The following is a 26,484-nucleotide window of genomic DNA, read 5'->3' as shown; positions in this document are numbered from 1 at the left end:
CTTTAAAAGCCCTGCACTTGCAGGGCTTTTTCATTTCAGGTCAGGTTCATGGATGTACTGATTGTTTATGCCAATAGCGGCAGAGGGCTGCAAAAAGATGCCAGGATACTGGAAGCAGCCCTGCAGCGGCTTGGGCACCAGACCAGGCAGGTTCAACTGCCCCCTACTCCCGTATGGCGTTCCCGCCTTTCAGCTTATCGATTCAAGGCATTAAAACGATTTTGCCCCGGATTTCTCAGCAAACTCTTCTATCGCAGTCAGATCGGCTTACTCAGGCTGCTACGTCCGGTTCAACAGGCGGATCTCGTCATTCACCTCGAGAATGTCTGGATATCTCAATTGGCTGCTGGCCGACACCACTGGCTCATCCCTAACCAGGAATGGTTCATTGAATCGAGAGGTCCCTACCTCAGCTTTACCAACCGTATACTCTGCAAAACACACCACGCGGTATCGATTTTTTCCGCCTTACATGCAGACACCCACTACCTGGGTTTTACCGGCGGTGAAGTTAGCGCTCAAAACGATTCAGAAAGGAAAAACTACGGTTTGGCTTTGCATGTAGCTGGCAACAGTCGGTTCAAGGGCACGCAACGTGTTATGGCATGTTGGCAGAGGCATCCAGAATGGCCAGAACTGGTCGTTGTCTCCCAGCATCTGGACACCACCCCCGCCGCCAATATCAGGGTAGAGAAGAACCTCACGAACAATGAACTGAACACACTCTGGGCCCAGGCCGGTTTCGCGGTACTACCTTCAGAAGTGGAGGGTTATGGCCAGGTACTGGCAGAGGCCATGGCTTACGGCTGTATTACAATAACAACTGATGCACCGCCCATGAACGAGCTGGTTGGGAAGGACAGAGGCTTTCTGGCACACGTGGAAAGAAACCTGACGTTTCGCCTGGGCACCCGTTACCTTGTCTCAGAACACGCTCTGGAGCGGAGCATTCAAGCTGCGATAGACCAGCCACCGGCCACGCTGGCCCACATGTCCAGGCTGGCAATCGAATGGTATTCAACCAATCACGAACAGTTTCTGTCCCGATTAGAGAGCCAACTCAACGATCTGATCGCACCACCTCTTGATCAATCTGCTCAAGAATCACCGGAAAAGTAGACTCGATAAACTCAGCGAGCGTTGCAGTCACCTCACAGCCATCACACGCCACTGCGGAGATGAGTAAAGAGGCATCATCACGGCCACTGAAGAACCCGCCCACCTGAGCAAGCTTCGCGCGCCACTGATCGGTTTCCCACTGCCCCTGAACAAAGTAGCTATATCCCAGATGCACACGTTGTCCGGAAACACGATGTTTCAGGGTGACTCCCTGCACCGGGATATTCAGGCTGTTTTCAACATCAAAGAAGCCTTCCGGAATCCAGAAATCACGGTCATAAAGGCGGTTACTGTACTGGATGAGTTCCGCACGATGCCTCTGATAGTCATAGGTAAACGCGCCGAGATAGTAGGTTGTGCCCAAACCTTGCCCTGCGCGGGCCTGCAAACGGTCAAACAGGGTCTGCGCATACACTCTGTCTGGATTGAGAACGTTGGGGCGCCACCCCTCCAGTGCAGATCCGAAGACCGGGGAATACCTTTCACTTAAATCAATGGCGTACCCCTCGGGTTCAGAAGCAATGTTGCCTCGCTTGTCCGGCAAAGCAACCCAGGTAACCAGCCCCAACAGCGCGACAACCGTTACAGCAACGGTAGCTTTACCTGCGGGTTTAGCGTGATCTTGCTTCTCGTCATTATCCTGGCTGGCAACAACCTGGTCGTCCCGTTTCTCAAGCTGACGAGCCAGAAAATAAAGGGGAACAAGCGTGCCCGCAAACACCCACCAGCCAAAGTTTTCATGATCCTCGATCAGGCCGGACTGCATGTTCGTTTCATACCCCATGTAGATGATGACGAACACCCGGATCCAGTTGGCAAGTAGAGCGAATGCCACCCCCAAACAGAATAACGTGATGCGGGATCGTAACCTCGACAGGTATAACTCGCCATAAATCAGAACCAGCGCCTGCCCCACCAGCAGATACCGGAGTCCAGAGCATCCATGAGCAACTTCAAAGGTTCCGACACCGATGAGGTAAACGAAAACGCCCTCCACCTCAAAATCAATATCGAAAAAACCCAACAGGAACTTATTAACGGAAACGGTAATTACCTGTAGCGCCCAGGCCAGGAAATCCCACACAGGAATGGTCAGAAACAGCAAACCCAGCGGCACAATGAACCAGCGAGCCTGGCGCCACCCCATCAGCGTCGCGCAGGCAGCAAACAAAAGAGGCACCAACGCCAATTGCTGAAGCGCCTGAAGACGAATCAACCCCCCTACCCAATAGGCAAGCAGACACGCTATCAAAGGAAGAACCCAAACCGGGGCGAAGCCCGGGGCCACCGGATTGGCCTTCGCCTTTCGCCAGATCAGATACAGCGACACGCCGGCTAACAAAAGACCATGGGAGTATGATTCGTCCCACTTTACCCATCGCGTCACGATTCCTTCCAGAGTAGGAAAAGTAACGAATGCCAGCACACATAAGACAAGCAGGAACGGCCACAGGCGACTCATCAGGCTGATAGACGGCATCCTTTCCATATTCATGACAACACCCGCTCAGAGACGAAAGAAACGATTAATTGAGGACACTAAACGGGGCGGCATACACCCCCTTGCCCCATAAGCCATTTTAAGAATGGGAGAACGAACATACTCAACGGTGGTAAACAACACCTGCTCCCCTCTGAAGTGCTGTTTGTAGAACGTATTTTTCCCGGACCCGGCCAGCAAGTCGTAACTGACAATGCTCGAATCCTGAAAGGATCGCTCAATGGCATAACCCAGATGGAGCGTGCCCAAGGACAATTTGTTGTGGAAATCCTGAATGAACCCCGCCTGCAGGTTGTATACCCGATTGCCGGCGCGGACATCATAAAGTACAGACACAATCTGATTGTCGGCTCTCAGTACCGACATTCTCGCGGATTGGCTTCCGGAGAGCCGGTTCAGAAGTGCCTCATGGAAGCGAACAGCATTATCGTCAAAGCAGGGCTTTCCCCAACGCTCGCAGTGAAAACGATTGAGTAATGCCAGAAACGTCTCCGGGGTCTGCCATTCCTCGAAGGAACCATGAAAAGTACCTTCAAACAACTCTCGCCGATTATAGGCTTTCAGACGAGTATTCTTTCCAAGCCTTGATAACCAGTCCGTAAACTGTCCCTGAGTTGGAATCACCACACCTTCCGACTCACTCCGAACCACCCGGGAGAGCGCCAGCGTGTGGCTCAGGCCAGATTCGATCATACTCATTGATCTCGCGGAGGCATCCGCAATAATCATCTCATCCCACCGGGCCTCAGCGAGATAGCTCCCAAGCGCCTGCAGGATGGCCAGTTGCTCACGCCGATCCACAATGACGCCCACATATTCCGTGCGCACCGTAGGCCCCAGCTTCCAGGCATTGCCTACCACATGCAGCCTTCGAACTTTCCATCCCAGCGGCGTGCTGACGGCACTCAGGTAGAGCGGAGCCAGGCCAACCAGCGTATCGCCCGGGGCGTATACACCAAGCAGCAACAGATCAAGGTTCAGTCTATCGCCCCAGGTTTCCCACCAGGACGTCTGCCAGGCCCAGCTCATGAACAGCGGGTCGGCATTACTCTGCTCCAGCAGATGGTCCCAGCTTTCCTGCAGCCCGAAAAACTCTTTCTCAGACAAGCGACGAACGGTATAAGTCACATTCGCCTCCCTCGGCTGGAAGTTAGCAGCATTTTTACAGCGAACCGCCAGGGGCCCATCCAGAACGGGTCCTTCGACAATGACCGAAGCAAAGAACGAAAGGCCTGGCGACGCTGACCAGACGAGTACTCATATCGCCCTTTCCGAATAAAAAAATAACTTAACCCCCGGCGGGCCTCACCCCGGGTAACCGCTGAAGGAAAGGCTTTCAGAAAACCCTGGACCAGCTGTTCGTTCGCTCGAAACCTGCTCTCCTTGTCAGAGGAAATCTGGTTTTCCATAACCCGGTAATACCCAAGCACCGCTGGAACATATAGAAACTGATAGCGGGTGGAAAAACGCAACCAGAGCCCGTAGTCCTCCGCCAACCGATCGGCGCTGTCAAAGCCCCCCATCTCGTCAAAGCAGCGCTTGCGGGTCATAGTTGTGTTCATGCTCACAAAATTATCCCGGAGCAACTGCGGCGTGATACGGCCGGAATAACGGGCCATACGATTCACACCATGTTCATGCCCTTCCCCGTCTATGGTTATGAAATCACCATAGACGATATCCACCTCGGGATGTTCCTCAAAGGCCTTCAGACTGGTTTCCAGCTTTGTACTCACCCAGGCATTATCAGAGTCGAGAAAGCAGATAAACTGGCCAAGGGCCTCGGCAATCCCGCGATTCCGGGCCACACTCTGCCCCTGGTTCTCCTGCTTAAGATATCGAATGCGCGAGTCCGCCAGATACCGCTCCATCAGCTCGGCGGTGCCGTCCGTGGAACCATCGTCAATAACGATCAATTCGAAATCAGGAACCGATTGAGACAGAACGCTCTCAACCGCATACGGCAGGTAGTCCGCCCGGTTAAATGTTGGCGTAATGACCGACACCAGAGGATTAGAAGACATGACTGCTTACTTCCCTGTCTTATTCATCGTTGTTTTTATTTCAGCGCTACCGCAAGCAGCGCTCGCCAGACGTTGGTTTCTGCCGGCGCATACTTCAGCGCTTTCATGATTTCTTTGATGCCCGCAAGCTTTTTACCCACGGCGCCCAGGTAACGCCCCTTTCTGATGTAGAAATGGGCAAATCCCTTATCGAATTCACTCGCACTGAGGGCCTCAGGATACTCTCGGCGAAAGTCGCGAATGATGGCTTCATTGACCCGGAACCGCTGTGTTTTATCCGACGAAATCTGGTTTTCCATCACTCGATACCAGGCCCAGTATTCCGGCTCATAGCGAAACTGATAGCGGGCGGAAAACCGTAGCCACAAATCATAGTCGTCAGCCACACGTCGTTTTCCGCTCATGCCGCCCATCTCATCAAAGCAGCGGCGCCTTGCCATTGCGGTGTTCATGGCAACACAGTTGTCCCGAATCATCCTCGCGGCGATGCGTCCCGAATAACGCGACATATTCTTGCGACTGATCTCAGCACCCTGCTCGTTGATAATCACATTATCGCCATATAGCACATCCACTTCCGGATGCTGTTCAAAAACCCTGACTTGTTTCTCCAGCTTATCAAGCGGCCAATAGTTATCCGAATCCAGGAAGCATATGAAGTCGCCGGACGCCTCCGCCAGAGCCACATTTCGGGCCACACTCTGCCCCTGGTTTTCCTGCTGGAACAGACGGACGCGTTCATCCTGCAGGTAGGGTTCAAGCAGCTCCACCGTATTATCCGTTGAACCGTCATCGACGATCAGAAATTCAAAGTTTCCGTACGTCTGCCCCATCACACTCTCAACCGCCTGCAGAATAAACTCCGCACGGTTATAGGTAGGAGTGATAATAGTGATCAAAGGGTCTTTAGCCGACATCCGTTATCGTCCTTGTTAATACGTTCTTCATTCCACGCTTCCCGGGCAGACTGCAGCAGTTCGCCATCAGAATCTCCCCCCATAATGAACCAGCCGCTGGTGCAATCTCCGCTTGACGAAACTCGCTGTGGTGATTCCCACACAAAAAATCGGGGTTGCTCACGGCCTTGATAAAACCCGTGCGCTTTCATGGCCTGCTTCAGCTCCAAATCGGAGGTCAATGCAGAAAAAGAGGTTGCATTCGGCCATTCCCTTAGCATTGCCTCTACAACCGCCGACTTCAGCGCCGCTGATGCTGCTGGCCCGATGTAATCGACCAGTCGAACCTGTCGGTCATCCGCACGGACAACCCCCAGAGCTTTCAGGGAATCATCCTCGTCCCGTACTTCCAGAAATGAATACTGTGCAAACGGATGCCGCTGATAGCGCCAGTCAAGGTAAGCCCAGTCTCTCACAACAACCTTGTCGTAGCCTTGCGCAACTGCCGCCCACAACTCATCAATCTGTTCTCTGGGTGGCAATTGCTGCAGGAGAGACGCCCGCTTGTGTCCGCTCTGCACTGGGCGGTTAACCAGTCGAGTGCAAAATTGCAGAAGCATCAAAGCCCAGTCACGAGCGCTACGAGGCTGACGGATTTTACGAAGAAAATGCACCTGGTCGCTGGCACGCCAACCCATCCGCTGCAATACGATGGCGGCGACCGGGCTGATGCCAAACGACATAAGAATGGGAGAGCGTTGTGCCAACTCTACTTTGATCAACCGGCCTACGCCCTTTCCGCGCTGGCGCTCAGACACCTTGAAGTCGCAGCTCCACATGGCCTGTGTTGGCCGGCCATTCCATAGAATACTTACCGGCACCACCCCGTTGAAGCCGACAACCGTACCATTCTCTTCCGCTACCACCGGAGCAAAGCCACGATCGCGCGCACCAGGATTCTCCTGGAACTGATAACTCCAGATATCACGTTTGAACGCCACATCAGCAAACAGGTTCAGCACCTGCTCCCGATGGCGTTGATCATCATAGGGTTTGATTTCAGCCACCCGTGCGCTCCAGCCATGCCAGAAACATAAGAATGCCCCATAGCTCTGCAGAGTAGTCCTCGCGCCCTTTTAGGTGCTCATGCCAATAGGCATTCACAACTGAGCGGTCGAGATAGTCCTGCTTGTCAAAGACAGACGGTTGCAGCAGCGCCTCCGCCCAGGGGCGCAGAGGGCCCCGTAACCATTGCCCCACGGGCACCGCAAACCCCTGCTTGGGCCTGTCCACCAAGGACTTTGGCACGTGGCGGTACAAAACGCTACGCAGTACCTGCTTGCCCACGCCGCCATTTAGGTTATAGCTCAACGGCAACGACAGCGCGAAGGAAACCACCTTCGGGTCTAACATCGGTATTCTGGTTTCCAGGCTACAGGCCATCGCTGCCCGGTCGACCTTCACCAGAATGTCATCGGGCAGATACCAATTCAGATCGCGCCACATCAACGCTTTCAATCCGTCGGGGGGAACAGCGTGCGGGATTGCCTGAGTCAGACCATATCTGGGTTCCTGAACGTCCCTCCGAAAACACTCGGGCTCATTCCAGAAAGAGACAGACTGTCGATAGAAATCTGACAGATCCGCGGCCGAGGCCAGCGCACGTTCCGCTTTGAGGCGATGACGAATCGCCAGCGTCGACCGACCTCGCTGGGAAGGCACCAGAGTCCGGATCGCCTGAGCCGTTGCACCCTCTGGTAAGCGGGATAACCAGCGCCGGGCGACACCGGCCGGCTTGGTTCGGCTCCGCCAACGGTTATGAACCGAGGGATACCGAGTGTAGCCACAGAACAACTCATCTCCGCCATCACCTGACAATGCAACCGTGACATGCTTCCGTGTCATCTGGCTGACAAGAAAAGTAGGCAACTGCGAGGAATCCGCGAAAGGCTCGTCATAGAGATCTGGCAAACGCGGCACTAGGTCAAGCGCATCCCTGGGAGTTACGTACAACTCTGTGTGTTCGGTTCCCAGATGACGGGCAACCTCTGCGGCATGCTCTGCCTCATTAAAGCCCGGCTCATCAAAGCCAATACTGAACGTTCTCACCTTCTGGCTTGCACGGGCTTGCATGAGTGCAACCACCGTGGAAGAGTCGATACCGCCGGAGAGAAAAGCACCTAAAGGAACGTCCGATACCATCTGGTCTTCGATCACGTTCCCGAGCAAAACCTCCAACTGGTCACTGGCAGCCTCAAAGCTTTCCGGCGCCCGGCTCTCTGTAAAGCAATCCTCAAGACACCAGTAGCGTTGCGGTTCCGGTAACGTACCCGGTGAGGATCCATCAAGAGGAAAACGAACCAGCGAGGCAGGCGGTAATTTCAGAATCCCTTTATGAATACTGATCGGTGCCGGTATCACGTTGTGCCGGAGCAACAGCGCCAGCGCCCCAGGCTCGACACCGCCTTGCCATGCAGGATGCACCCGAAGCGCCTTTAGCTCCGAACCAAACAACAGACTTTTGCCTTGCCATCCATAATACAGTGGCTTTTCACCCATCCGGTCTCGGGCCAGAATCAGTTCCCGGCTTTTCATATCCACCAGGGCAAAAGCAAACATTCCCGAAAACTTCGGTAGGCTCTCTTCCAACCCCCAACGCTCAATTGCGTGGAGCATCACTTCCGTGTCTGAGTGGCCCCGAAAGGTGCATCCCTCCTTTTCAAGCTCTGATCTCAGCTGCCGAAAGTTATAGATTTCCCCATTGAAGGCAATAACAAAGCGCCCACTCGCTGACGCCATCGGCTGCGCACCCGCCGGTGACAGATCCTGAATGGCCAACCTGCGATGCACCAGACCCAAGCCAAGGTCTGCCTTGAGCCAGATACCTGAATCGTCCGGCCCCCGGTGAGCTATGGCAGCCCCCATACCCTCCAGGGTGGCCTCCGGGGCTCTACCCACATCCCTGTTTACGAATCCTGCAAAACCGCACATGGACTATTTCCTTCCTGCGATGCGAGCCAGTCGAGCGCCCACGTAATCTCGTTCTTCTCGGTTCAACACCAGCAGCCAGAAGGCTGCCAGCCAGCCAATACTTCCCAGAATCGCACCCAACAAAATATGGCGGTAACTGTCGTACATCAGATATTGACCAACACCCAGAATAATAACTGCCATTAAACCAGCCGGGACGAAGCCAGGCAGCACAGACGAGCGCAAATACTCTCTGACGGGAAGTTCGAGATGGCGGCAGGTATATCGGAGATATAAAGGGACAAAGATCAACCCGGGAACGACGGAAGCAAAAGCCACGCCCTCAAGGCCATACGGGTGAACAAGAACAAGGCTCAGGCCAATATTCAGTGCGGCGGCCAAAGGAGTGAGGCGTGCAAAAATCCCGTGTTTATCAATCGCCGTCAGATAACGGCTGGCGAACGGATTGATAAAAGGCAGCACCGTAAAGAACACCAGAAACACGATAAGCCATTCCGCCTTCTCACCAAACTCCGGCCCCAACCATACTGAGATAAAAGGCACTCCCAACAACAGAGCCCCCGTGCCCATGGCCAAAAGAATGCTGACAACGTAACGGGACGAAATCAGAAAAACCCGCCGGATGGTGTCGTTCTCAGCCCTCGCACTCAAGCCGCTGAACAGTGGCATAAAGGCATGAGTCAGTGTCCACCCGAGGTTTCGGATGTGCTGAGTCAGGTTCGCGGGAATACTGTAGAACGGAACCATAGCAGGCCCCATAATCAAACCAATCACCAAAACGTCCGTAGCATTTTCAACACGTGTGGCAATACCTTGAACGAATGATTTAAAACCGAAAACAATCAGCTCTTTCAGACGCACCCAGGAGTAGGATCGCCAACGGGCCCTGATCGCACCAAAGGCGGGGCGGGACAGCAACCACATGAAGAGGATGTACTTTATGGAAATTCCAATGGCGTTGATGCCAGCCAAGAGCACCAGACCATTTTCAGGAGTGATCAACAGGTAAAGGAGCGTGGAACCCACGATCGAATTGATAATCGTGATGTTGTTTTTAAGGTAGTACTTCTGGAACCCTTCCAGGTAGCTCTCTGCAACATATCCTGGAAACGAGATTAACAGGTGGGCCCCGATGATGATCAGAAACAGCGTGTATTTCTGATATGGCTCTCCCTCCGGGGCGATCGCACCGGAAAACCAGATTCCCCAGCATAAGAAAAAGGCGAAGAGGAGCAGCCCGACCATCATCATGAACGCAAAGGCGGACATGTACACAGACTCAAGTGCCTGTGAATCCTGCTCGGCGTGGTGTTTCGCGGCATACCGACTGATGGCAGGCCGCAGGCCAAGGTCCAATATCCCCATGTAGCCAATTACAGCGCCAATCATCTCCCACAGACCGTAGTCGTACTTCCCAAGGTTGTGAACGAAAACGGGGGTCATAATGAAGGTGATGACCAGTTTAACGAGCATCACCAGGACATTTGAGCCGGTGTTGACTAATAAAATACGAATCACCTACCGGACTCCGTATTCGCCAAAACACCATCAAAAAGATGTGCCAACTTGCTGGAGGTTTGGCTAACATCAAATCTTAACGCTGCTTCCTCCCTGAATCTGTCCGATTCAAGTTGAAAAGCATTCTGATTTGCCTCAAACAACTGGATCTTCTCGAGAAGCCCGGCCAACGAACCGACCTCGAATACCATTGCTGGAGAATCAGCGACCACCTCCTTCATTCCTATACAATTGGACGTAATGAGAGGCCGACCGGATACCATAACCTCCATCGGTAGGAGTGGGCACGCTTCCCACTTCGAAGGCATGACAACCACATCAACTCCCCGTATGGCTTCGGCCATCGAGTCTGTCGCCGGAAAGAAATGAAAAAATGAATCCAAACCTCGGCTGCGGATATCTGCCTGTTCCTCCCTGATAAAACCTCCCCAGCCGAAGCAACAGACGTGAACCGGCCTCTCACTACTGCGACGATTCAACTGTTCAACAGCATCAACCAGCAGGCCAAATCCCTTCTGGGCCATGAAACGCCCAAAAAAACCAAGTACTAACGCATCATCAGGAATACCTGCCTCATTTCGAAGGTTCCTGACATGGTCACCAAGAAAGGCCTCAGCTTTAATGCCGTTGCGAATTCCCTTCACGCGCCCGCTAGAGCCCAAAGTGGGGAATGTCTCATCAAAATTTGAAACAGCGTCTTCGCCAACAGGATTGATGACATTCGCCAGGGAAAACAAGCGGGCCATAATCAGCTTCTTTAGCCTTCCAAACCTCCCCTGGAAATGCCCCGGCATAAACACATCATGAGTTGTTATGATGTGAGGAATACGAAGTACCCAAAGCGGAAACGCCGCAATCAGGCCAGCGGTGAATCCATGCGAGTGGACTAATTCCGGCCTGGCTTTGACAACCTGCTTTAACAGCGTCATCAATAACATAATCAGGTTTTCAGAAGACTGGCCAACGACATCAACATTAGGCAACGGCGCGACAAGATTCTGCAGTGCTTCGGACTCTGGTGTCACTAAGCTGAAACAATTGTCACTCTGAGCTTGATCGCCATACACGTAGGAAAAGTATGTCCTAATACCACCCCCCGGGTGCCTGGCAAAAACTACAATTCTCATCAGAAAATCCTTTTAAAAGACAAGATCATCTTTTTTGGGGAACATCAACCAAGTTACTAAACCTGTTGGCAGGCCGCGAACTTTCCTCCTGCAACAAGCCAGAGGGTTCATGAAGATTGATCATTCGATAAAACACGACGACAGAACCTGCAAAAAAATACCAATAGTACTGAGACAGCCCCCAATAATTGAAACTGTACGCAGCATACATCCAAAACACCGCAATTAATGCCTTATTTAGATTCATATAGAAAGTATTATTTTCGCCCCGCGAAGTTAAAATCGTTTTAGAGCTATCCACCAAACGGCGATAGACCTTTACAAGAAAAGATATAAAAATAAATGCACCAACAAAACCCAACTCAATTAAAAGTTCAGCATATAAATTATGAGATGCCTGTCGACTACCAAGAATATGTGTTTTTGCCTCGGGAGTGGTCCCTAGTCCGTGCCCTACGATGGGTCGCTCCAACCCAAGTGAAAACTCTCTAAACATACCCTGAATCCGGCCATCGACAGATGCTGCGTTTGATGTTTCCGACTTCCCCACTAACGATAGATATCGATCCTTCTGTTCATCATTCATAACCTGCCAACCCAGAAGTGCAATAGCAATGGTGACAATAATCAGCATCATTTTACGCTTCGACTCTTTGAATATAAAAAAACCAATAACGAGTAAAGCAACAAAAGCCCCTCGAGATTGAGTCAAAATCAATGCATACATTAGTGGGGGTAAAATAACTATATATAGCAACTTGGCCTTCAAGTTCCAAGACCAAAGAATGTAATGAAGAAATGGAATGGCAGTTACGATCACAAACCCTAATTCATTGGGGTTAATTACGTCAGAAGGTGCACCCGCAAGGCGCTGCGAGAATTCACCATGCCCCAAATGCGTACTACTCCCCCAGTAGCCCTCAGTTAAATTAAGAAATAATGGTTCAAAAACCCTCAAAACCTGACAAAGCACAAACACAAAAAAAAGTATTTTTAGTCTTTTCTCCGTATCCACCAACAATACGGTAAAATAAAAAAACACAACGGCTTTTACAAAATCACCTAAATTATTCTTTATAACACTTCCAGGCCACTCAACCAAAGGCAAAGAAACGATGATGTAAATCAATAGGACTCCGAGCGAATATACAATCGGATCTTTAGTCCATCCTTTAAACCGTTCTCTCTGTAAAAACAGGCTTAAACTAATTATCAAAACAAGAACTAGTGTAGGCCGAATCACACCGTAGGCAGGAAATCGAGCCGACAAATGCAGAAAAAAATCGATCAGAAAGAAGATATAGATTCCGAACGAGAACGAACTGGCAGGCGATCTGTCTCCAGGCGCCATACCGGCCGCGGCTTTAGCATTAGAAATCACGCTAGCCATATGGAGTCTCCAGCACTCGCCCTCTCCATTTTAGTCCCAGCAATTCGACACCCGATACTGCTTTCAAAAACTGAAATTGATCGGCTGAGACAGAGTGCCTTCGCATCGCATACCGCTGTCCATGCTCCTGGCTATCCGAAAAAGCAACTGCCGCACACATAAACCCGGCTTTTTTAACAGCTTCTACCTGTTCACCGACAAAATCATCGGGGGTGCCGTTTGGATAACAAAATGACCTGTTACTCTTCCCCAGGTGCTTCTCCAGATCCTCAGAACTACCGACAATCTCACTTTCAGCCTCCATCAAAGAGACTCGAGCTAGTGACGGATGCGTTACCGTATGACCTCCGACTTCAACGCCAGACTGTTGCATTTCCTGCAACTCCTGCCAGGTTACAGCTTCAAACTCTTTCGGAGGCCTGAGTGGAAGCATGATACTCCAAGCATTTTCCATAGCCCTCAAGCAATCAAGTTTGGCACTGTTTTCGGCACGAAGCATTAGCTGGTTTATACGCCAGAATTCAGACTCAAAATCGGCTTCCAAAATGGGAGTCTGGACTTTAAGAAGCCCGAGATCATATGTACCCGGTGTGCTTGGAGATCTCTCGAGTAGATAACGTAGTTGGTCCGGCCACAACCACAAATCACCGGAGACAAATCCTGTTGTTACGTAAAACGTCGCTGGGACCCCATATTTTTTCAGGATTGGCCAAGCCACATTGTAGAAATCACGGTACCCATCATCTACGGTAATCGCGATGCTGTTTTTCGATGCCACGCCACGAGAAAAAATCTCTTCCGCCAATCCAGACACCGTTATCGCATTATAGTGTTGGGCGATATGTCTAACTTGCCACTCAAAAGCTTTAGCGTCCACATACCCTGGTTTCGGCTCTTTCGAAAAACGGTGGTACATGAGGATTCTGGGGTTTCTGGCCGTCAAAAACCGTGCAAAGCGGTAACCTCCACATTCGCCCGCAAGCTTAACCAACCGGGAAATCTTCACTTGACCTCCGATGGGGAGGCTTTGCCAGCCTTCGATATCACATTTTCGTAAAGTGTTGTGTGGCGTTTGACCATATGACCGATCTCATGTCGACTTTGTGCTAATTCAAAACCCGCCTCACCCATTCTTTCCGCGATACCTGTTAAAGGGTCCAGTAAATCTGCCAGGCAAGAGGCCAACGCTGAAACATCACCACACGGATATAGATAACCAGTCTCACCATGGACCACCGCCTCAGCATTTCCACCAACATCGGAAGCCACAACCGGCAATCTAGCATTCATATATTCGACGATCGCATTGGAGTACCCTTCCGATTGCGAGCACAACAAGCCAACATGCATAACCGACAGAATCTCTTTTACATCTGATCGGGCGCCCAAAAAGTGAACTCTATCCAGAACACCCTCTTGATTTGCCGTTTCGCGATAGGCGGTTTGGTCGCCACCACCTATAAGAACCAGCTGCGCTTCAGGCACGGCATTCAAAACCACCGGCAACGCTTTTATCGCGTCATTGATCCTTTTGATCTCGCGCAGATTTGCGACCAATACGATAAAACGCCCCTCCTCCGGCAGACCCAGTTCTCTGCGGCGATTCCGCTCTTCACCTTCAGATAGCGCGTGATCTGATCCAACCTCATGAGGATAGCCGTTGTAAATGACGGAAACGCTATTGCTTGTATAGCCTTCCTTTTCAACAGTCACGTTCTTCACCGCCAAACTATTGGTAACCACATGACTTACAAAGCGACGGGTTAACCGAAGGATGCGCAGATACGTCTGCGTGTACCAGAACCCCATATCCCTGCGAGAAATGATTGTGGGTATACCTGCTATAAACATGGCAGGTGGAATCAGAATGGAGGAATCGTTGAAAAAAACCTGGCAGACAGATATCCCCTCCGCCCTTTTTCTGACTGCCATGCGGATGACGGAGAGCCAGGTTAATGGGCTCATGACCTTGGAGTGTCCGAGAACCGAAACAGGGCAAGGAAACCCTCCCGCGTCTGTATGCTCGGACGGTCGCAAAACCAAAAGCTCCGGCACAAAACGCTCTCTAGGAAGGCTTTTTATGAGCTGGAGCAATTGACCTTCTGTGCCGGCGTGAGGACTAACAAATTGATCGATAACAAAAAGGATTCGAATTGGACTTCCACTATCCATACAGCTCTCTCTAGCGTTAGCGGGCTTTTTCGAAACCCAGGATTACCGCGATTGACCTCTTGGGGTCACCCAGCCCAGCCCGACTAAAGTGCCAGAGAGCACTCAGTAGCCTACGCTGAAACCAACGCACCTGTCCCATTCTGAAATGCAAGAGCGCCTTACGTTTGCGAATGGTGCTGCTCCGATAGGAAAAACGTTTTTTCGCTCTTGCCAGGATCTCAAACCCCACCATCCAACGACGCTCTAACCCCTGCTGGCTGATTGACTCAGCATGCTTGCGGTAATAGAAGACAATGCCAGGCAGATAAACAAACGGTGCAACTTCAGCGATCCGAACGACCATGTCATGATCCTGGCTTGCCCGGAACGACTCCTCGAAAAAACCAGCTTGATCAAAAACCGACTTTCGCACCATGGCGCCGCCTGGCAGGGCCATATAGCAGTCAAGTAGCAATCGGTTAGGATCTCCCGGCTCAACATGATCATTTGGGGGAATGGGGAATAGCTCTTTGCCATCACTCGAGATAGCCATGGCTTGCCCGTATACCATACCTATGTCCGGGTGACTTTCGAGATAGGCTACCTGTTTGCTGATTTTTTCTGGGTGGAGAATGTCGTCGCTGTCTAAGATGACAATATACTCACCGGCTGCTTGACGCAGCCCAAGATTCAACGACGCTGCCTGCCCGCGGTTTCTACGATCTTCATGTGTCAGTAGCGTCAAGATGCCTTTTCGAGCATAACTATCTAACGCCTCAAGCGTCCCATCCGTTGAGCCATCATCGATCACGAGGTACTCAATGTTTCGGTAGGTCTGCGATTGCACAGACCGAACGGTATCATTGATATAAGACACGCGATTGAATGCTGGCGTAAGGACGGTAACCAAGGGGTCCATCAACGACCTCAACTCACACAGGTTAAAAACTGCAAAGGGCCCACGTACGAGCGTCTCCGCCTCTACCGATAACACCGCACACTTTACCCAAACTTACATTGTGTTACAAAGATCTCGTGCTGCAGTCTTGATAAAAAGCGATGTTAGCCACAAACCTAATTGACGCAACCCATCGTTAAAACCTGATGGCATCACAATGCCTCTCGCCAGACCCAACATTCATTGTAAATTTCTGTAACAAAGTCATACTATTGTTAAGAAGGGTAAGACTGAGAGCCGACGCACGTAGTGCCCAGTGGTTAGGAGTACTCTACTTCTTAACTTCCCGCAATTGAATCGAGGTGACCTCAACATGAACTCCAAAGCTGTTAAACCGGGAATAACATCACTAGGCTTGACATTTGCGTCCGTAATCTTCTCGGCTATGAGCCTACCCGCTACCGCCTCGCCGACAATTCACTCAGCGACGATTCAAGCCTCGGACAATAACGAGCAAGTAATAGTTATCCAGGGACTGGGATTCGGCGACAAGAAACAAGCTGCCCCCGTTTTGATGGACTTTGTAGATGCAAGCTACGAAGGCGGGCTAGTCGAAAACAGTTATCAGTTGCTGACCGATGGACAAAAAGTCCCGGTAGCTTCAAAGGGTGAAGACTCTATATGGGCAACTGCAGCGAGCGGCGCGTGGGGATCATTTCCGCCCGAGGTCACATCGGCTTACACCCCTCGTCATGAAGACTCAACAGAGCAATATCTCTTAGTCGGGCATACGTCTTTCCTTGGCAATCCCGTGGCATACGGAGGAGAGAGCGGTTGGGATACGCCCACCGACAATAAGCAGCTATACGTCTCTTGGTGGTTCAAGCCAGCTTATGCACCACAACGCTACTGGCGCGTATATCCAATCAATATCAGGGGAAGCTTTTCAAAAGGTGAGACCCTTGTGATTGGCGAGGGAATTATCGCTGAATACATCGGCATTGACGAAGAAGGAATGATAAACCTTGTTTTTGCTGAAAAGCCTCCGAAAGCCGAGATGTTGGCGGGAAAAATAATAAAGGGCCAGACCTCCGGAGCCTCCTCAACCTTTCCAAAAGATCACATTAGTGTATCTAGTTATGGCTATGAAGCACCAGGTTCCCAGAAGTATTTACGAGTTTGGGAGGATCCTCAAGGAAAAGAGGGTATTCGTTTCTCGTGGACTCAAATGCATCAGACCATCGGTTCAGTCGTCAATTGGGCTGAAGCTCCCGTTGTCGGGGGAAGTTGGAATCATCTAGAGTTCGAAATGGACACAGATGAAGGGCTGATTAGATTGAAGGTTAACAGTCAGGCTTTCACAGAGTTTAAATTTGACCCTTCACTTGACGCATCTGGTCGATGGAGCCCGACCGCTGCACTTATCGGGCTTGACGGAAAAGTAGGTAAACTCCAAGTGTCACAAATTGATGATATCTATTTTGACTCGACATTGCAGAGAGCAGTAATTGGAAACGCTCCCTCTTTGGAGAAAGTCACTCACTATGAACTCCAAATGCCAAAAAAATGGACCGATCGAGAGATCACTCTTAACGCTCGAAAAGGAAGCCTGAAAGATATCGAAAGCGCATATCTGTATATATTTAACAGCGAAGGAATCGCAAATACACAAGGTTACCCTATATGTAGCGATTGCAAGCTACCTCCTGAAAAGATAGGACTATCTGTAGAATGAATATTTCATTATCATGCATCAACTCTAAATCTACATTTTTTGCTTAGAACGAAATTCTCAAAAATCATTACTTAGGATAAAAACGCCGCAACAACACACCGGCTTCAGACTCAAAGGGACTGAGAAGTGGAAGTAGTAATCGTTTATAAAGAAGATTATCCGTGGGACGTCAGAGTTGAAAAGATTGCACTTACACTTAAATCATTTGGCTTTAATGTAAGTATCATTTCTAAGAATACGGAACGAAAACCTAGTTTTGAGAAAATCAATGAACTTGAAATATATCGGCTTCCTAAATTTAGGACACTGCCAGCAATCCTGGCAAAGCTTTTACAAGCTCCTATTTGGTTCAATCCATTATGGATTTATAAGATATGGTCAGTAACCAGAAAAAAAAGAAGCTCACTGATTATTGTAAGAGACCTACCGCTTATACGTTCCGCCATAATAGTCTCTAAAGTCTCCGGCACGAAGCTTATATTCGATATGGCCGAAGTATATCCGTATATGTATGAGTCTTCAGCATTATTTCCGGACTCAAATCTTCATGCTGTAGTGAACCAAATAATTAAAAACCCAACGTTAACCCGCCGTTACGAAAAATCAGTTTTACGAAAAGTCGATCACACCTTTGTGATGATTGAGGAATCCAGAGATCGTCTCATCGAAAAGAAATTAGCCCACCCTTCCAAAATCACAACCGTTAGCAACACGCCCGCCGTTGACAAGTTTGGCGGTCGACTTGTAAACCACTCCGGTGAACGAATATCTATTGTCTATGTGGGCTTTTTAACCGAGCTCAGAGGGTTAGACACCTTGATACTAGCAATATCAGAATTTATCAAATTAGGCAATGACTCGGATGTCATTAAGTTAGACATAATTGGTAAAGGGCACGCTAAGAGAAAGTTAGAAAGCCTAGTTTCTGATCTGAAGCTGGAAAACTCGGTTACCATTCATGGATGGCTGAGCAAGGAACGAGTAGAAGAAATTATGTCGTCGGCCAACGTTGGCGCTCTCACGTACCGACAATGTAAACACTGGGCCCACACAATACCAAATAAGATTTTTGACTATATGCTTGCCGGATTGCCTGTACTTGCCACCGACATCAAGCCTATAAAAAGAATTGTAGAGGAGGCAAATTGCGGTTTAATCGCAATTGCTGAAGACCCGAAAGATATTGCCCTAAAACTAGCCAAGCTCAAATCGCCAGAGCTCCGAACTGAACTCGGAGCAAATGGCCATAAGGCTGTAGAGAGCACCTATAATTGGCAAAGGGATGCCGGCTATATGCTAGAAGCAATCCAAACATTAGAGCTAGGTTAAATCAAATTTTCGTAATAACTGCGTAGGTTGTTTGTCATTTGTTTTTTCCGAAATCGCGACTTGAAAAGAATTTTGGCGTTATCCTGAACAGCGGTTTTCTCCTTAACATCAAGTCGCATAACCCTTCCAACTCTTTCAACATCTAAGTCTAAATTACCTCTCAGATAGAAGCAGTGAAATCCGTCTTCAGCATGATTAACTAGCTCTCCGGTTTGAGACATAAAAACCAAATTTCCACCCCTAAACGCATTTAATATGGAAAGCCCAAACCCCTCATGAAACGATGTACTAAGGTAGTAGTCAAATCCGCAATTGACTTCGTCCGGAGTATTCGTAAAACCTTCAAAGAAAATAAAACCACCCGCCCCCAAGGAATTAACCAGATCAGTCAACTGATCCTTTTGGGGTCCCTCACCATAGATCGAGTATTGGACATCGAATCCAGAAATAGCCTTCAATTCAGCTATAAGACGAATAGCATAGACCAGGTTCTTGGATTGCTCCAATCTGCACATGGAAAAAAAACGGAACTGATCAGGTTCCAGTAAAAACGGGGCTCGACTACTTCCGGAATCTTCAATTCCATTTAATATCAATGTATAGTTTGATTTGGTTATTTGTTTTACAAGTTCCCCGCCTTTGGTAGAAACGGAAACTACGGAAATGGCTCTTATTTTGAATACGACTCTAAGAGCCAATCGCTTTAACAAGTAACGTAGTGACCTACCCTCAAAATATGGATATTCATTATGAATGTGAAACACTAATTTAGAGCGATAAAAAAATAGCGCGCTGATTAATAGTGGTACAAGGGAATGAGCGTGAACTATTTTAGGATTCACACGCTTATAAAAAAACAATAGGGTTAGCAAGCACGTTAACGATCTGCGTAACGAAAAATTTACCTGAACCTTATCGACGGCTTGGGAAAAATCCACATAAAATCGTTCGTAGGGTTTCAGAAGAACGACCGAAGCATTTCCCATTTCGACGAAATCTTTAATCAAACTGGTGATACCGCTTCCACCCCAGTGGGCAAAATGCAGAACACTTACTTCATTTTTGCTATCCATGAAATAATCTTCCAACGGAGAAACCGAAACTTTGCATGTCTATCACCGAACCCCAAGTGACCAAAAAAATACATGTATTTTTTGAACTGATTGAAAAGATTCGATTTAAAAAAACCATATATCTCATTTCTACCGTCAGAAAGCACTATAGACTCCTGAAGAAATCGGGTCGGCAAGCCTCTGCGATCAAGTATACACTTTGAAAACAACGCGCGTTCAATGCCAGACTTGGACAGCTCGATGTCAAGAATTCCAGACTTACGATATCGATCTTCCCAAGGTAAATCAAAAACGAAGTTCCCTAGACTTGGAGCAAACAATTGGTCACCACATCGTTCAATATGACTCACGACGTGACTATGGTGGCCAATAACAAAATCACAGCCAGCATCGAACATCACTTTCTTTATGTTTTTCTGACGGTCAGTTATCTCGGTAGTGCCTTCAACTCCCCAATGAAGCAATAAAATAACGTGATCCACTTTACTTCTAACCGACTTTATCTTTTTTATGATTCGTTCTTCATTATACACTTCATAAATAGAATTATCTGAATCAAATGGATCTTCAATGTCAGACACCGATATTATGGCAACAGAAACCTCACCATCATTAAAAATTAATGGGGCTTCATCTGACAAACCAACTACAGCTATTTTATTTTCAACTAGCAAATCTACACAATCACTAAATACCAATGGCCCATGTTGAAGTGAGTGATTATTGGCAACACAGGCAACATTTATATTTAATTCCTTTAATGCCTTTACTCCGTTGATATCACCACGAAAAACCCTGTCGGAGAAATCATTTTTTTTAAATGGAATCCTAGACACCGGACCTTCAAGATTAGCAACAACGTAATCTGCATCATGAAGGTACGCAGAAACTTCACTCATATCGGAATTAAAGAGCTGGCCTAAGGCAGACCTGACTCCGTGACCGAATGAAAAGTAGTGTTCGCCTAAACAAACGTCACCTACAAACATTAGGCGCATTTAGCTGCTCCTGTGAGGCTTATATTCACTAATAACTGATTTAAACTTTCCACTTTTTTCCAACTCAATTGAGTGCACAATTTGGATGTCAATATTCAGACCATCACCTACGCGCTTTTTCAATTCGTACTTGATCCACTCGGCGTTCTCATCGCTGAATAACTCTGTGGGCACAACTCGCACGATTATGTTGCCGTTAGCTAGTTGGTGAATCTGGGCCTCAGAAATATTTTGGCCACCTTTAAATACAGGGTCTAATCTACCAACCGCAGCGCCACTCTTTGAGAAGACAATGTCATCGACACGACCCTCAACTCTTGAAATGATCGGAAATTTGCTGCCACACTGACAATCTTTTTTCTCAGAAAACTCAACGATGTCACCCACTTCATATCTAATTAAAGGCATAACATTGTTAATTAGCCCGGTAACCGCAATAGGTCCTTTGTTTTTGAGAATCTCTTCTGAACGAATTATCTCCATTATTCCATGCTCTGGGTTTATATGAAGAGATCCATGCTCACATTCCGAGACAAAAAATGCCATTTCGGTACAGCCATACTGATTAATTACCGGCGCATCGAAAGCCTCCTCTATGGATTTTCTCTGATAGTCCATCAGGGTCTCAGCGGTAGTAATAACAGCTTTTACTTTCAATTTATCAAGACTGTTATTCACTATGTACTTAGAAATCTGATAGATGCTCGATGGGTATCCAATTATTTCGGAAGGCGCCACCTGCTTTATTTTATTATAATATTCAATAATGTTATTCTCAGATAGATGATAAGAAGACATCAGCAAATTTCTATTAAAAAAGTCCCACCGCCAAAAGGGAGGCCTCACTTCATTTGGTCTCATTATTATTCTACCAAAAAGCGTTACCCTTATACCTTTTTCGTCAATCCCAAGACTACGTCTAAGGCGAGTAAAAAACGCATAATGCTGTGATCTCACAGATTTATTGCAGTATACTTTTAAAGGAGTACCACTTGTACCACTCGTATAAAGAGATATTAGTTTCTCTACATCATATTCATCAGAAACGAAATTCTCCGGGCTTTCTTTTACTGTGGATTTCTTTAAAATTGGAAACCTTATTAAATCATCAATACTATTAATATCGTTCTCATCAAATCCATTTCTCTGAGCTATCTCTCGATAGTAAGGGACATTCGTTACTGCATATCTTGCCAATGCTACGAACTGTTCTTCCTGGTATCTTTTTATTTCATCTTCAGAGAATTTTGCACTTTTCATCAACTGAGATAGCTTTAGGTCATGATCAACACTGTACCTTTCTTTTCTTAATTTTAATCCGTATATGCTGACCAAAATATTCTGGAGCCAGAAAGGCATCATAAAGTACAATTTTTCAAAATTGCTATTCATCACAACCTCCTAACCTAGCTTTCACTTAGGCTTTCGTAAATCTTTAAGTAATTGTCAGCCATATTTTTAGATGAATAGTTTTTCTGAAATATAAATTCCGCCCATTCCGATTTTTGTTTTCTTCCTATATCGTCTTTTATCACCAATAGAATTTCACTTGCGAGCTCCTTCGCATCTGTTGTTGGCCTCAGGAGAAAGCCGGCAGACCCACCTTCTAAAACATCCGGGATACTTCCCACGGACGATGCCAGGATGGGCAAGCCTTCCCTCATAGCCTCAAGCAAAGTGATGGGCATTCCTTCAGTTAACGATGGCATAATTAGCAAGTCAGCGTGATGCATTATCTCCGCAACATCATCTCTATACCCTAATAGATTTACTCGGTTCTCTAGGCCTAATTCTGAAACTTGGTTTTGGTGATTTTTTTTCAGCCCGCCTTCGCCTATTATTGTCAATCCTACCGAAAATTGTTCTAAACGATGATCTGCCATCGCTTCGATTAAGGTAGAAAAATTCTTTTCTGGGGAGAGCCTTCCGACTGAGATAATGTTGAACTTTTTATTCATAAACTTATATTTATAGTCAACATCAAGCTTCTCATTAGAAGCTTTTATAGCACGCCCTCCAATACCGTTTCCTACATAGTATTTTTGTTCGCTTTTCAACCTTTTTATGAAAGGAATTTCTAACATGCGACTGGAAACTACGCATACCCGATCTATATAGGGCAGGACAAGCTTATCTATGGTTTCATAAACCCACATTCTTGAGAATCGTTTTGAACCAACATACCCATGGATAGTTGTCACAAATGGGATTCTTTTTTTAAACATTTTGGACATAACTACTAAAATATCAAACTTGTATCCATGGGAATGCAAAACACTGATTCTATTATTTTCAGACCATTTAATTATTTTAAGCGCCTCTTTTAAATTCAAGCCCGGACTCATACGCCATTCAAGAATAGGTAAACCAAGCCTTTTTGCTTCGTGCTCAATTGCCTTCTCTTCTTCCCCCAAATACCCCGCACTGAGAATCATGGGCTCCAGCCCCTGCTTGATTTGCTCTGCTACCAGAGCCAACAGCATTCGCTCTGCGCCGTACAGGCCGCCACTATCAATCAGGTGCAATACCTTCAACTGGAACGCTCCCTGGCCGCGAGGCTCTCCATTCCGGATGGATTACCCGCCTTCGGTGAGCGTCCAGGCTTTGCTCCCACTACCTCATAGCGGTGCTTTAATCGCAGGAATCGTTTTTCGAGAAAATGGTAAGACGCTGAGGCAAGCACACCACTGAGAATCACGCCAGCCAGGAGCTGTAACCACTCGGGGAGAAAATACAGTTTGTCGCCGGCCTGCAGGCCCCATACATGCCACAGATAGATCGGGTAGGATATAACTCCGAGATAGACCGACACAGGGTGATTCATCCAGCCCCAGAAAGCCCCTGAGCTGAGCCTGATCAATTGCAGCAATAGAATCGCGAGTAACAACGCATCAACCGTAAACGCCGGGCCGTAGGCATAATCGCCGCTGCCGTACTCTTTTGACAGGAACAACAGGCCCAAGGGGATAAAAGGCATCCAGAACCGGCTGCTGACGCTATTGAACACAGACAGCCAACGCGGCTTTTGCGCCAGAAACGCCAAAAGGCATCCCAGAGCCAGGTTATCAAATCGCGTATCAAACGCGTTGTAGGCGTAGGATGGTCCGTAGTCGAGGTAGGTGTAGGAATAGGAGCGCCAGGCCAATACAACCAAACTGGCAATAATCAGGAAAGCAACCGCGTACTCTCGGCCGCGCCTCATCAGAAATACGAAAAGCATCGGCCAGATCAGATAGAACTGCTCTTCAATGGCCAGAGACCACACATGCGCAATGGACGACGACGAATGTCCCTCCAGCGCGTTGTGGTAGTTCATAAAATAGAACAAGCCGGGGACTATGGCTTCTTTGATGTCGTCATTTCCGCGGAACAAATCCCACGAAATCGATACCAGTAAGAAGGCGTAGTAAGCCGGGAAGATGCGAAGAGACCGGCGCATGTAAAACTTTCTGAATGAAACGGTTCCCGTTTTGGCATGTTCCTTTAGCAAGAGCCAGGTAATCAAAAACCCACTCAGAACGAAGAAGCCAGCCACGCCATGGCGTGCCGAAAAGAACAGCGTGCCTACCCCTGAGTGAGCCAGCACCACGGCCATGACGGCAACCATTCGAAATCCATCAAGCCCGGGGAGTTTTTTCTCCTCCAGCAAGGCTTCCAGGTTGGGCAATGCCATTATCCCTTCCTTGGGTTCCAGACAACCTTCTTTTCGCCCTTGGCGAAGGCGACAAATGCCTTAAAGGACGCAAGGTTTAACAATACGAAGTAGTATGGCAGGGCATACACGGTAGAAAGCGATTGCCCCCGGCTCTCTTTTTGATAGCCCGCCCACGCGAAATAGAGAAACAGGCCGTACCCTATCGCGGCTAACGCATACAACCCTTTCACCGGCGCCAGGTAAAGGGCAGCAATCGCAAGGGTTATCATCGGTGCAAAGGCCGCGTAGCGCAGCAGCTTGTGGGAGATAAGCTGCCAGGCAAACACTGGATCGTTGGCCGGGCTCATGAGCTGTTTCATGTCTTTGAGCGCCCACAGTGCACGGAGGCTTACCCGCACCCGCATGCTGAATTCACTGCCCCCATCGCTTAACGCTTCTTCCTTGAGCAGCGCCCCAGGTTCATAAACAACGCGGTACCCCTGCTCAACCACTTTGAGTGGCTGAACAAAATCCGGCAACTGATCGGCATTCAGCTCGGAATGCAGTTCTTTACGCATGGCGTCAATGCCACCGTCAACGCCCACCACAGAGCCTACCAGAGTCTCCTGCGCCCTGAGCCAGTTCTCATACTTCATGTAAGCGCTGCAGCCGTCGCCAATCAGGGCGCCCTCCGGGTTCACGTAGACCATTTTTCCGGTTACGTATCCCACCGCTGGGTCGTTGAAGTTACTCACCAGTGCTTTAAGGGCTTGTTGATCCCATTCGGAGTTGGCATCCGAAAACGCCAGGATATCCCCCTCGGCATGCTGTTTGAGCATGTTGAGCCCTGCGGTTTTACCCTGACGGGGTACCTGACGAAACAGCTTGACCGGGAAAGGCGCATCCGCAGCAACCGCCTGGACAATCTCGTCGGTTCCGTCCTCTGACTCATCGGAAACCACCAGGATTTCCAATTGCTCCCTGGGATAGTCCAACGCCAGCTTGTTCCTGAGCGTAGCCTCAATATCTTTAGCCTCGTTGTAGGCAGCGATAAGAATCGAGACTTTCGGCTGGTAAGCGCCGCTCTTGTTTACGGGCAAGGGGCGTGCGGATGCCAGCAGTCTGATACAGACGGGATAGCCGAAGTAGATGTAAGCCAACAACAGGAAAGATATCCAGAAAACTGCGACCATCATTCCATCCCTGCCACAGAACGAGAGCCTAGAGTGTTCGATAAGGGCTCAAGAACCCCTTCGCTTTCCAGAACCTGGCTCATGGTGGTAAACCGGAAATCAGACAGTAATCTGGCCAATCTCTGTTCACACACATCGAGATTGTTGTAATGGCGGAAGCGGGAGAACCACTTTACATCCAGGCGCGGCTGGCCCGGATCTACTTCCCAGGGGTGAAGGTAAAACACAAAAGGCCGTCCCTCCCGGTTAATGGAGCCCAGTCCGTATCGACTGAACCAGTAGGGGAAAAGCCGGAAATATCCACCACCAGCAATTGGAAGGGTGTAACCCGGCAACTTGAACGTGCTTAGCGGGAACTCCGCCAGCTCATAGCCTTTATCGGTGGTCAGTCGATGGGGCCAGCGTGGCGTGCCGGGCATGCCATAGCGATCGTGATGCACTGGAAAGATGGACGAATCCCAGGTAAACCCCTGCTCGGCAAGAATATCCAGCGCCCAACGCGATTGGTTAGTAATGGAGTAGCTGGCCGCGCGATACCCTGTTACCGGCGCACCGAGAATGTCCTCAAGAATAGCCTTCGATCGCCGGGTTTCTTCTTTGAAAACGTCCGGCGTCTGGTTATAGATCAACTGATGACTGTAACCATGGCTGGCAACTTCATGGCCTTGAGCCGCAATCCGTTTCACCAGCTCTGGAGATCGCTCAGCGACCCACCCAAGGGTAAAAAAGGTCGCTTTTACATCTGCCCTCTCGAATAACGAGAGAATGCGATCTGTATTCGCTTCAACCCTATACTCCATGGAGGACCAGTCGTCGTAGCGAACAGCCTCTGCCAATGCAGCTACCTGAAAGTAGTCTTCCACATCAATGGTCAGGGCGTTCTGTATCGGTTCTTTCATGGCCATAG

General features: G+C 48.8%; 22 protein-coding genes. 3 read left to right on the top strand and 19 right to left on the bottom strand.

Annotated elements, in window-relative coordinates; all coding sequences use genetic code 11:
* Window positions 1–48 precede the first annotated feature (48 nt).
* Complete coding sequence (locus tag OZ656_RS09615; RefSeq protein ID WP_278350673.1) at window positions 49–1,119, top strand: glycosyltransferase; 1,071 nt, start codon at window positions 49–51, stop codon at window positions 1,117–1,119.
* Here the strand turns inward: OZ656_RS09615 and xrt are convergent.
* Genes xrt through OZ656_RS09555 form a run of 12 tightly spaced genes read right to left on the bottom strand, consistent with a single transcriptional unit; the run spans window position 1,061 to window position 15,636 of the window.
* Entirely contained in the window at window positions 1,061–2,614 is a 1,554-nt protein-coding gene (gene xrt / locus OZ656_RS09610; RefSeq protein WP_278350674.1) for an exosortase, read from the bottom strand. The two genes, OZ656_RS09615 and xrt, sit on opposite strands and share 59 nt — an antisense overlap.
* Before the next feature lie 12 nt (window positions 2,615–2,626).
* Window positions 2,627–3,748, bottom strand: coding sequence for a GNAT family N-acetyltransferase (locus tag OZ656_RS09605; RefSeq protein ID WP_278350675.1), 1,122 nt, complete (start codon window positions 3,746–3,748; stop codon window positions 2,627–2,629).
* Window positions 3,745–4,644 carry a glycosyltransferase gene (locus OZ656_RS09600; protein WP_278350676.1) on the bottom strand — a complete coding sequence of 300 codons (900 nt, stop codon included), beginning with the start codon at window positions 4,642–4,644 and terminating at the stop codon, window positions 3,745–3,747. The genes OZ656_RS09605 and OZ656_RS09600 overlap by 4 nt, the downstream gene beginning before the upstream one ends.
* 35 nt (window positions 4,645–4,679) lie before the next feature.
* On the bottom strand, window positions 4,680–5,561 hold the full coding sequence (locus OZ656_RS09595) for a glycosyltransferase (protein WP_278350677.1): 882 nt from the start codon (window positions 5,559–5,561) through the stop codon (window positions 4,680–4,682).
* Window positions 5,540–6,607, bottom strand: a complete 1,068-nt coding sequence (locus OZ656_RS09590; RefSeq protein WP_278350678.1) for a hypothetical protein — start codon at window positions 6,605–6,607, stop codon at window positions 5,540–5,542. Before OZ656_RS09590 ends, OZ656_RS09595 begins: the two co-directional genes overlap by 22 nt.
* The gene (asnB, locus tag OZ656_RS09585) at window positions 6,600–8,531 is read right to left on the bottom strand and encodes an asparagine synthase (glutamine-hydrolyzing) (RefSeq protein ID WP_278350679.1); all 1,932 of its coding nucleotides are present in this window, start codon (window positions 8,529–8,531) and stop codon (window positions 6,600–6,602) included. The genes OZ656_RS09590 and asnB overlap by 8 nt, the downstream gene beginning before the upstream one ends.
* Window positions 8,532–8,534: 3 nt before the next feature.
* Entirely contained in the window at window positions 8,535–10,049 is a 1,515-nt protein-coding gene (locus tag OZ656_RS09580) for an oligosaccharide flippase family protein (RefSeq protein WP_278350680.1), read from the bottom strand.
* Window positions 10,046–11,176 (bottom strand): glycosyltransferase family 4 protein, encoded by a 1,131-nt coding sequence (locus tag OZ656_RS09575; RefSeq protein WP_278350681.1) that lies wholly within the window; start codon window positions 11,174–11,176, stop codon window positions 10,046–10,048. The genes OZ656_RS09580 and OZ656_RS09575 overlap by 4 nt, the downstream gene beginning before the upstream one ends.
* A gap of 25 nt (window positions 11,177–11,201) precedes the next feature.
* Complete coding sequence (locus OZ656_RS09570) at window positions 11,202–12,566, bottom strand: O-antigen ligase (protein WP_278350682.1); 1,365 nt, start codon at window positions 12,564–12,566, stop codon at window positions 11,202–11,204.
* Window positions 12,559–13,572: a polysaccharide deacetylase family protein gene (locus OZ656_RS09565; protein WP_379945173.1), complete on the bottom strand. Its 1,014-nt coding sequence runs from the start codon at window positions 13,570–13,572 to the stop codon at window positions 12,559–12,561. The genes OZ656_RS09570 and OZ656_RS09565 overlap by 8 nt, the downstream gene beginning before the upstream one ends.
* Window positions 13,569–14,738, bottom strand: a complete 1,170-nt coding sequence (locus tag OZ656_RS09560; protein WP_278350684.1) for a glycosyltransferase — start codon at window positions 14,736–14,738, stop codon at window positions 13,569–13,571. Before OZ656_RS09560 ends, OZ656_RS09565 begins: the two co-directional genes overlap by 4 nt.
* 16 nt (window positions 14,739–14,754) lie before the next feature.
* The gene (locus OZ656_RS09555) at window positions 14,755–15,636 is read right to left on the bottom strand and encodes a glycosyltransferase (protein ID WP_278350685.1); all 882 of its coding nucleotides are present in this window, start codon (window positions 15,634–15,636) and stop codon (window positions 14,755–14,757) included.
* A gap of 352 nt (window positions 15,637–15,988) precedes the next feature.
* On the opposite strand from OZ656_RS09555, the gene OZ656_RS09550 reads away from it, so the two are divergent.
* Together OZ656_RS09550 and OZ656_RS09545 are read left to right on the top strand one after the other, a co-directional pair.
* The gene (locus OZ656_RS09550; protein WP_278350686.1) at window positions 15,989–17,350 is read left to right on the top strand and encodes a hypothetical protein; all 1,362 of its coding nucleotides are present in this window, start codon (window positions 15,989–15,991) and stop codon (window positions 17,348–17,350) included.
* Window positions 17,351–17,476: 126 nt separating this feature from the next.
* A complete protein-coding gene (locus OZ656_RS09545; protein ID WP_278350687.1) occupies window positions 17,477–18,679 on the top strand; it encodes a glycosyltransferase family 4 protein in 1,203 nt (400 codons plus the stop codon).
* On the opposite strand, the gene OZ656_RS09540 is transcribed toward OZ656_RS09545, so the two are convergent.
* From OZ656_RS09540 to OZ656_RS09510, 7 genes are read right to left on the bottom strand one after another with little or no spacing between them, the layout of a single operon-like run.
* Complete coding sequence (locus OZ656_RS09540) at window positions 18,676–19,752, bottom strand: glycosyltransferase (protein WP_278350688.1); 1,077 nt, start codon at window positions 19,750–19,752, stop codon at window positions 18,676–18,678. The genes OZ656_RS09545 and OZ656_RS09540 overlap by 4 nt on opposite strands.
* Window positions 19,731–20,750, bottom strand: a complete 1,020-nt coding sequence (locus OZ656_RS09535; RefSeq protein WP_278350689.1) for a CapA family protein — start codon at window positions 20,748–20,750, stop codon at window positions 19,731–19,733. Before OZ656_RS09535 ends, OZ656_RS09540 begins: the two co-directional genes overlap by 22 nt.
* On the bottom strand, window positions 20,751–22,142 hold the full coding sequence (locus tag OZ656_RS09530) for a phenylacetate--CoA ligase family protein (RefSeq protein ID WP_278350690.1): 1,392 nt from the start codon (window positions 22,140–22,142) through the stop codon (window positions 20,751–20,753).
* A 14-nt stretch (window positions 22,143–22,156) separates the two neighbouring features.
* The gene (locus tag OZ656_RS09525; protein WP_278350691.1) at window positions 22,157–23,284 is read right to left on the bottom strand and encodes a glycosyltransferase; all 1,128 of its coding nucleotides are present in this window, start codon (window positions 23,282–23,284) and stop codon (window positions 22,157–22,159) included.
* Window positions 23,281–24,423 carry an acyltransferase gene (locus tag OZ656_RS09520; protein ID WP_278350692.1) on the bottom strand — a complete coding sequence of 381 codons (1,143 nt, stop codon included), beginning with the start codon at window positions 24,421–24,423 and terminating at the stop codon, window positions 23,281–23,283. Before OZ656_RS09520 ends, OZ656_RS09525 begins: the two co-directional genes overlap by 4 nt.
* A complete protein-coding gene (locus tag OZ656_RS09515; protein ID WP_278350693.1) occupies window positions 24,423–25,580 on the bottom strand; it encodes a glycosyltransferase family 2 protein in 1,158 nt (385 codons plus the stop codon). The genes OZ656_RS09520 and OZ656_RS09515 overlap by 1 nt, the downstream gene beginning before the upstream one ends.
* Entirely contained in the window at window positions 25,577–26,476 is a 900-nt protein-coding gene (locus tag OZ656_RS09510) for an XrtA system polysaccharide deacetylase (RefSeq protein WP_278350727.1), read from the bottom strand. The genes OZ656_RS09515 and OZ656_RS09510 overlap by 4 nt, the downstream gene beginning before the upstream one ends.
* Window positions 26,477–26,484 lie beyond the last annotated feature (8 nt).

This window comes from Marinobacter sp. LM1, assembly GCF_042763285.1.
Taxonomy (GTDB): Bacteria; Pseudomonadota; Gammaproteobacteria; order Pseudomonadales; family Oleiphilaceae; genus Marinobacter; species Marinobacter nauticus.
Note: the sequence above shows the minus strand (reverse complement) of the source record. Positions and strands in the feature narration are given on the sequence as shown.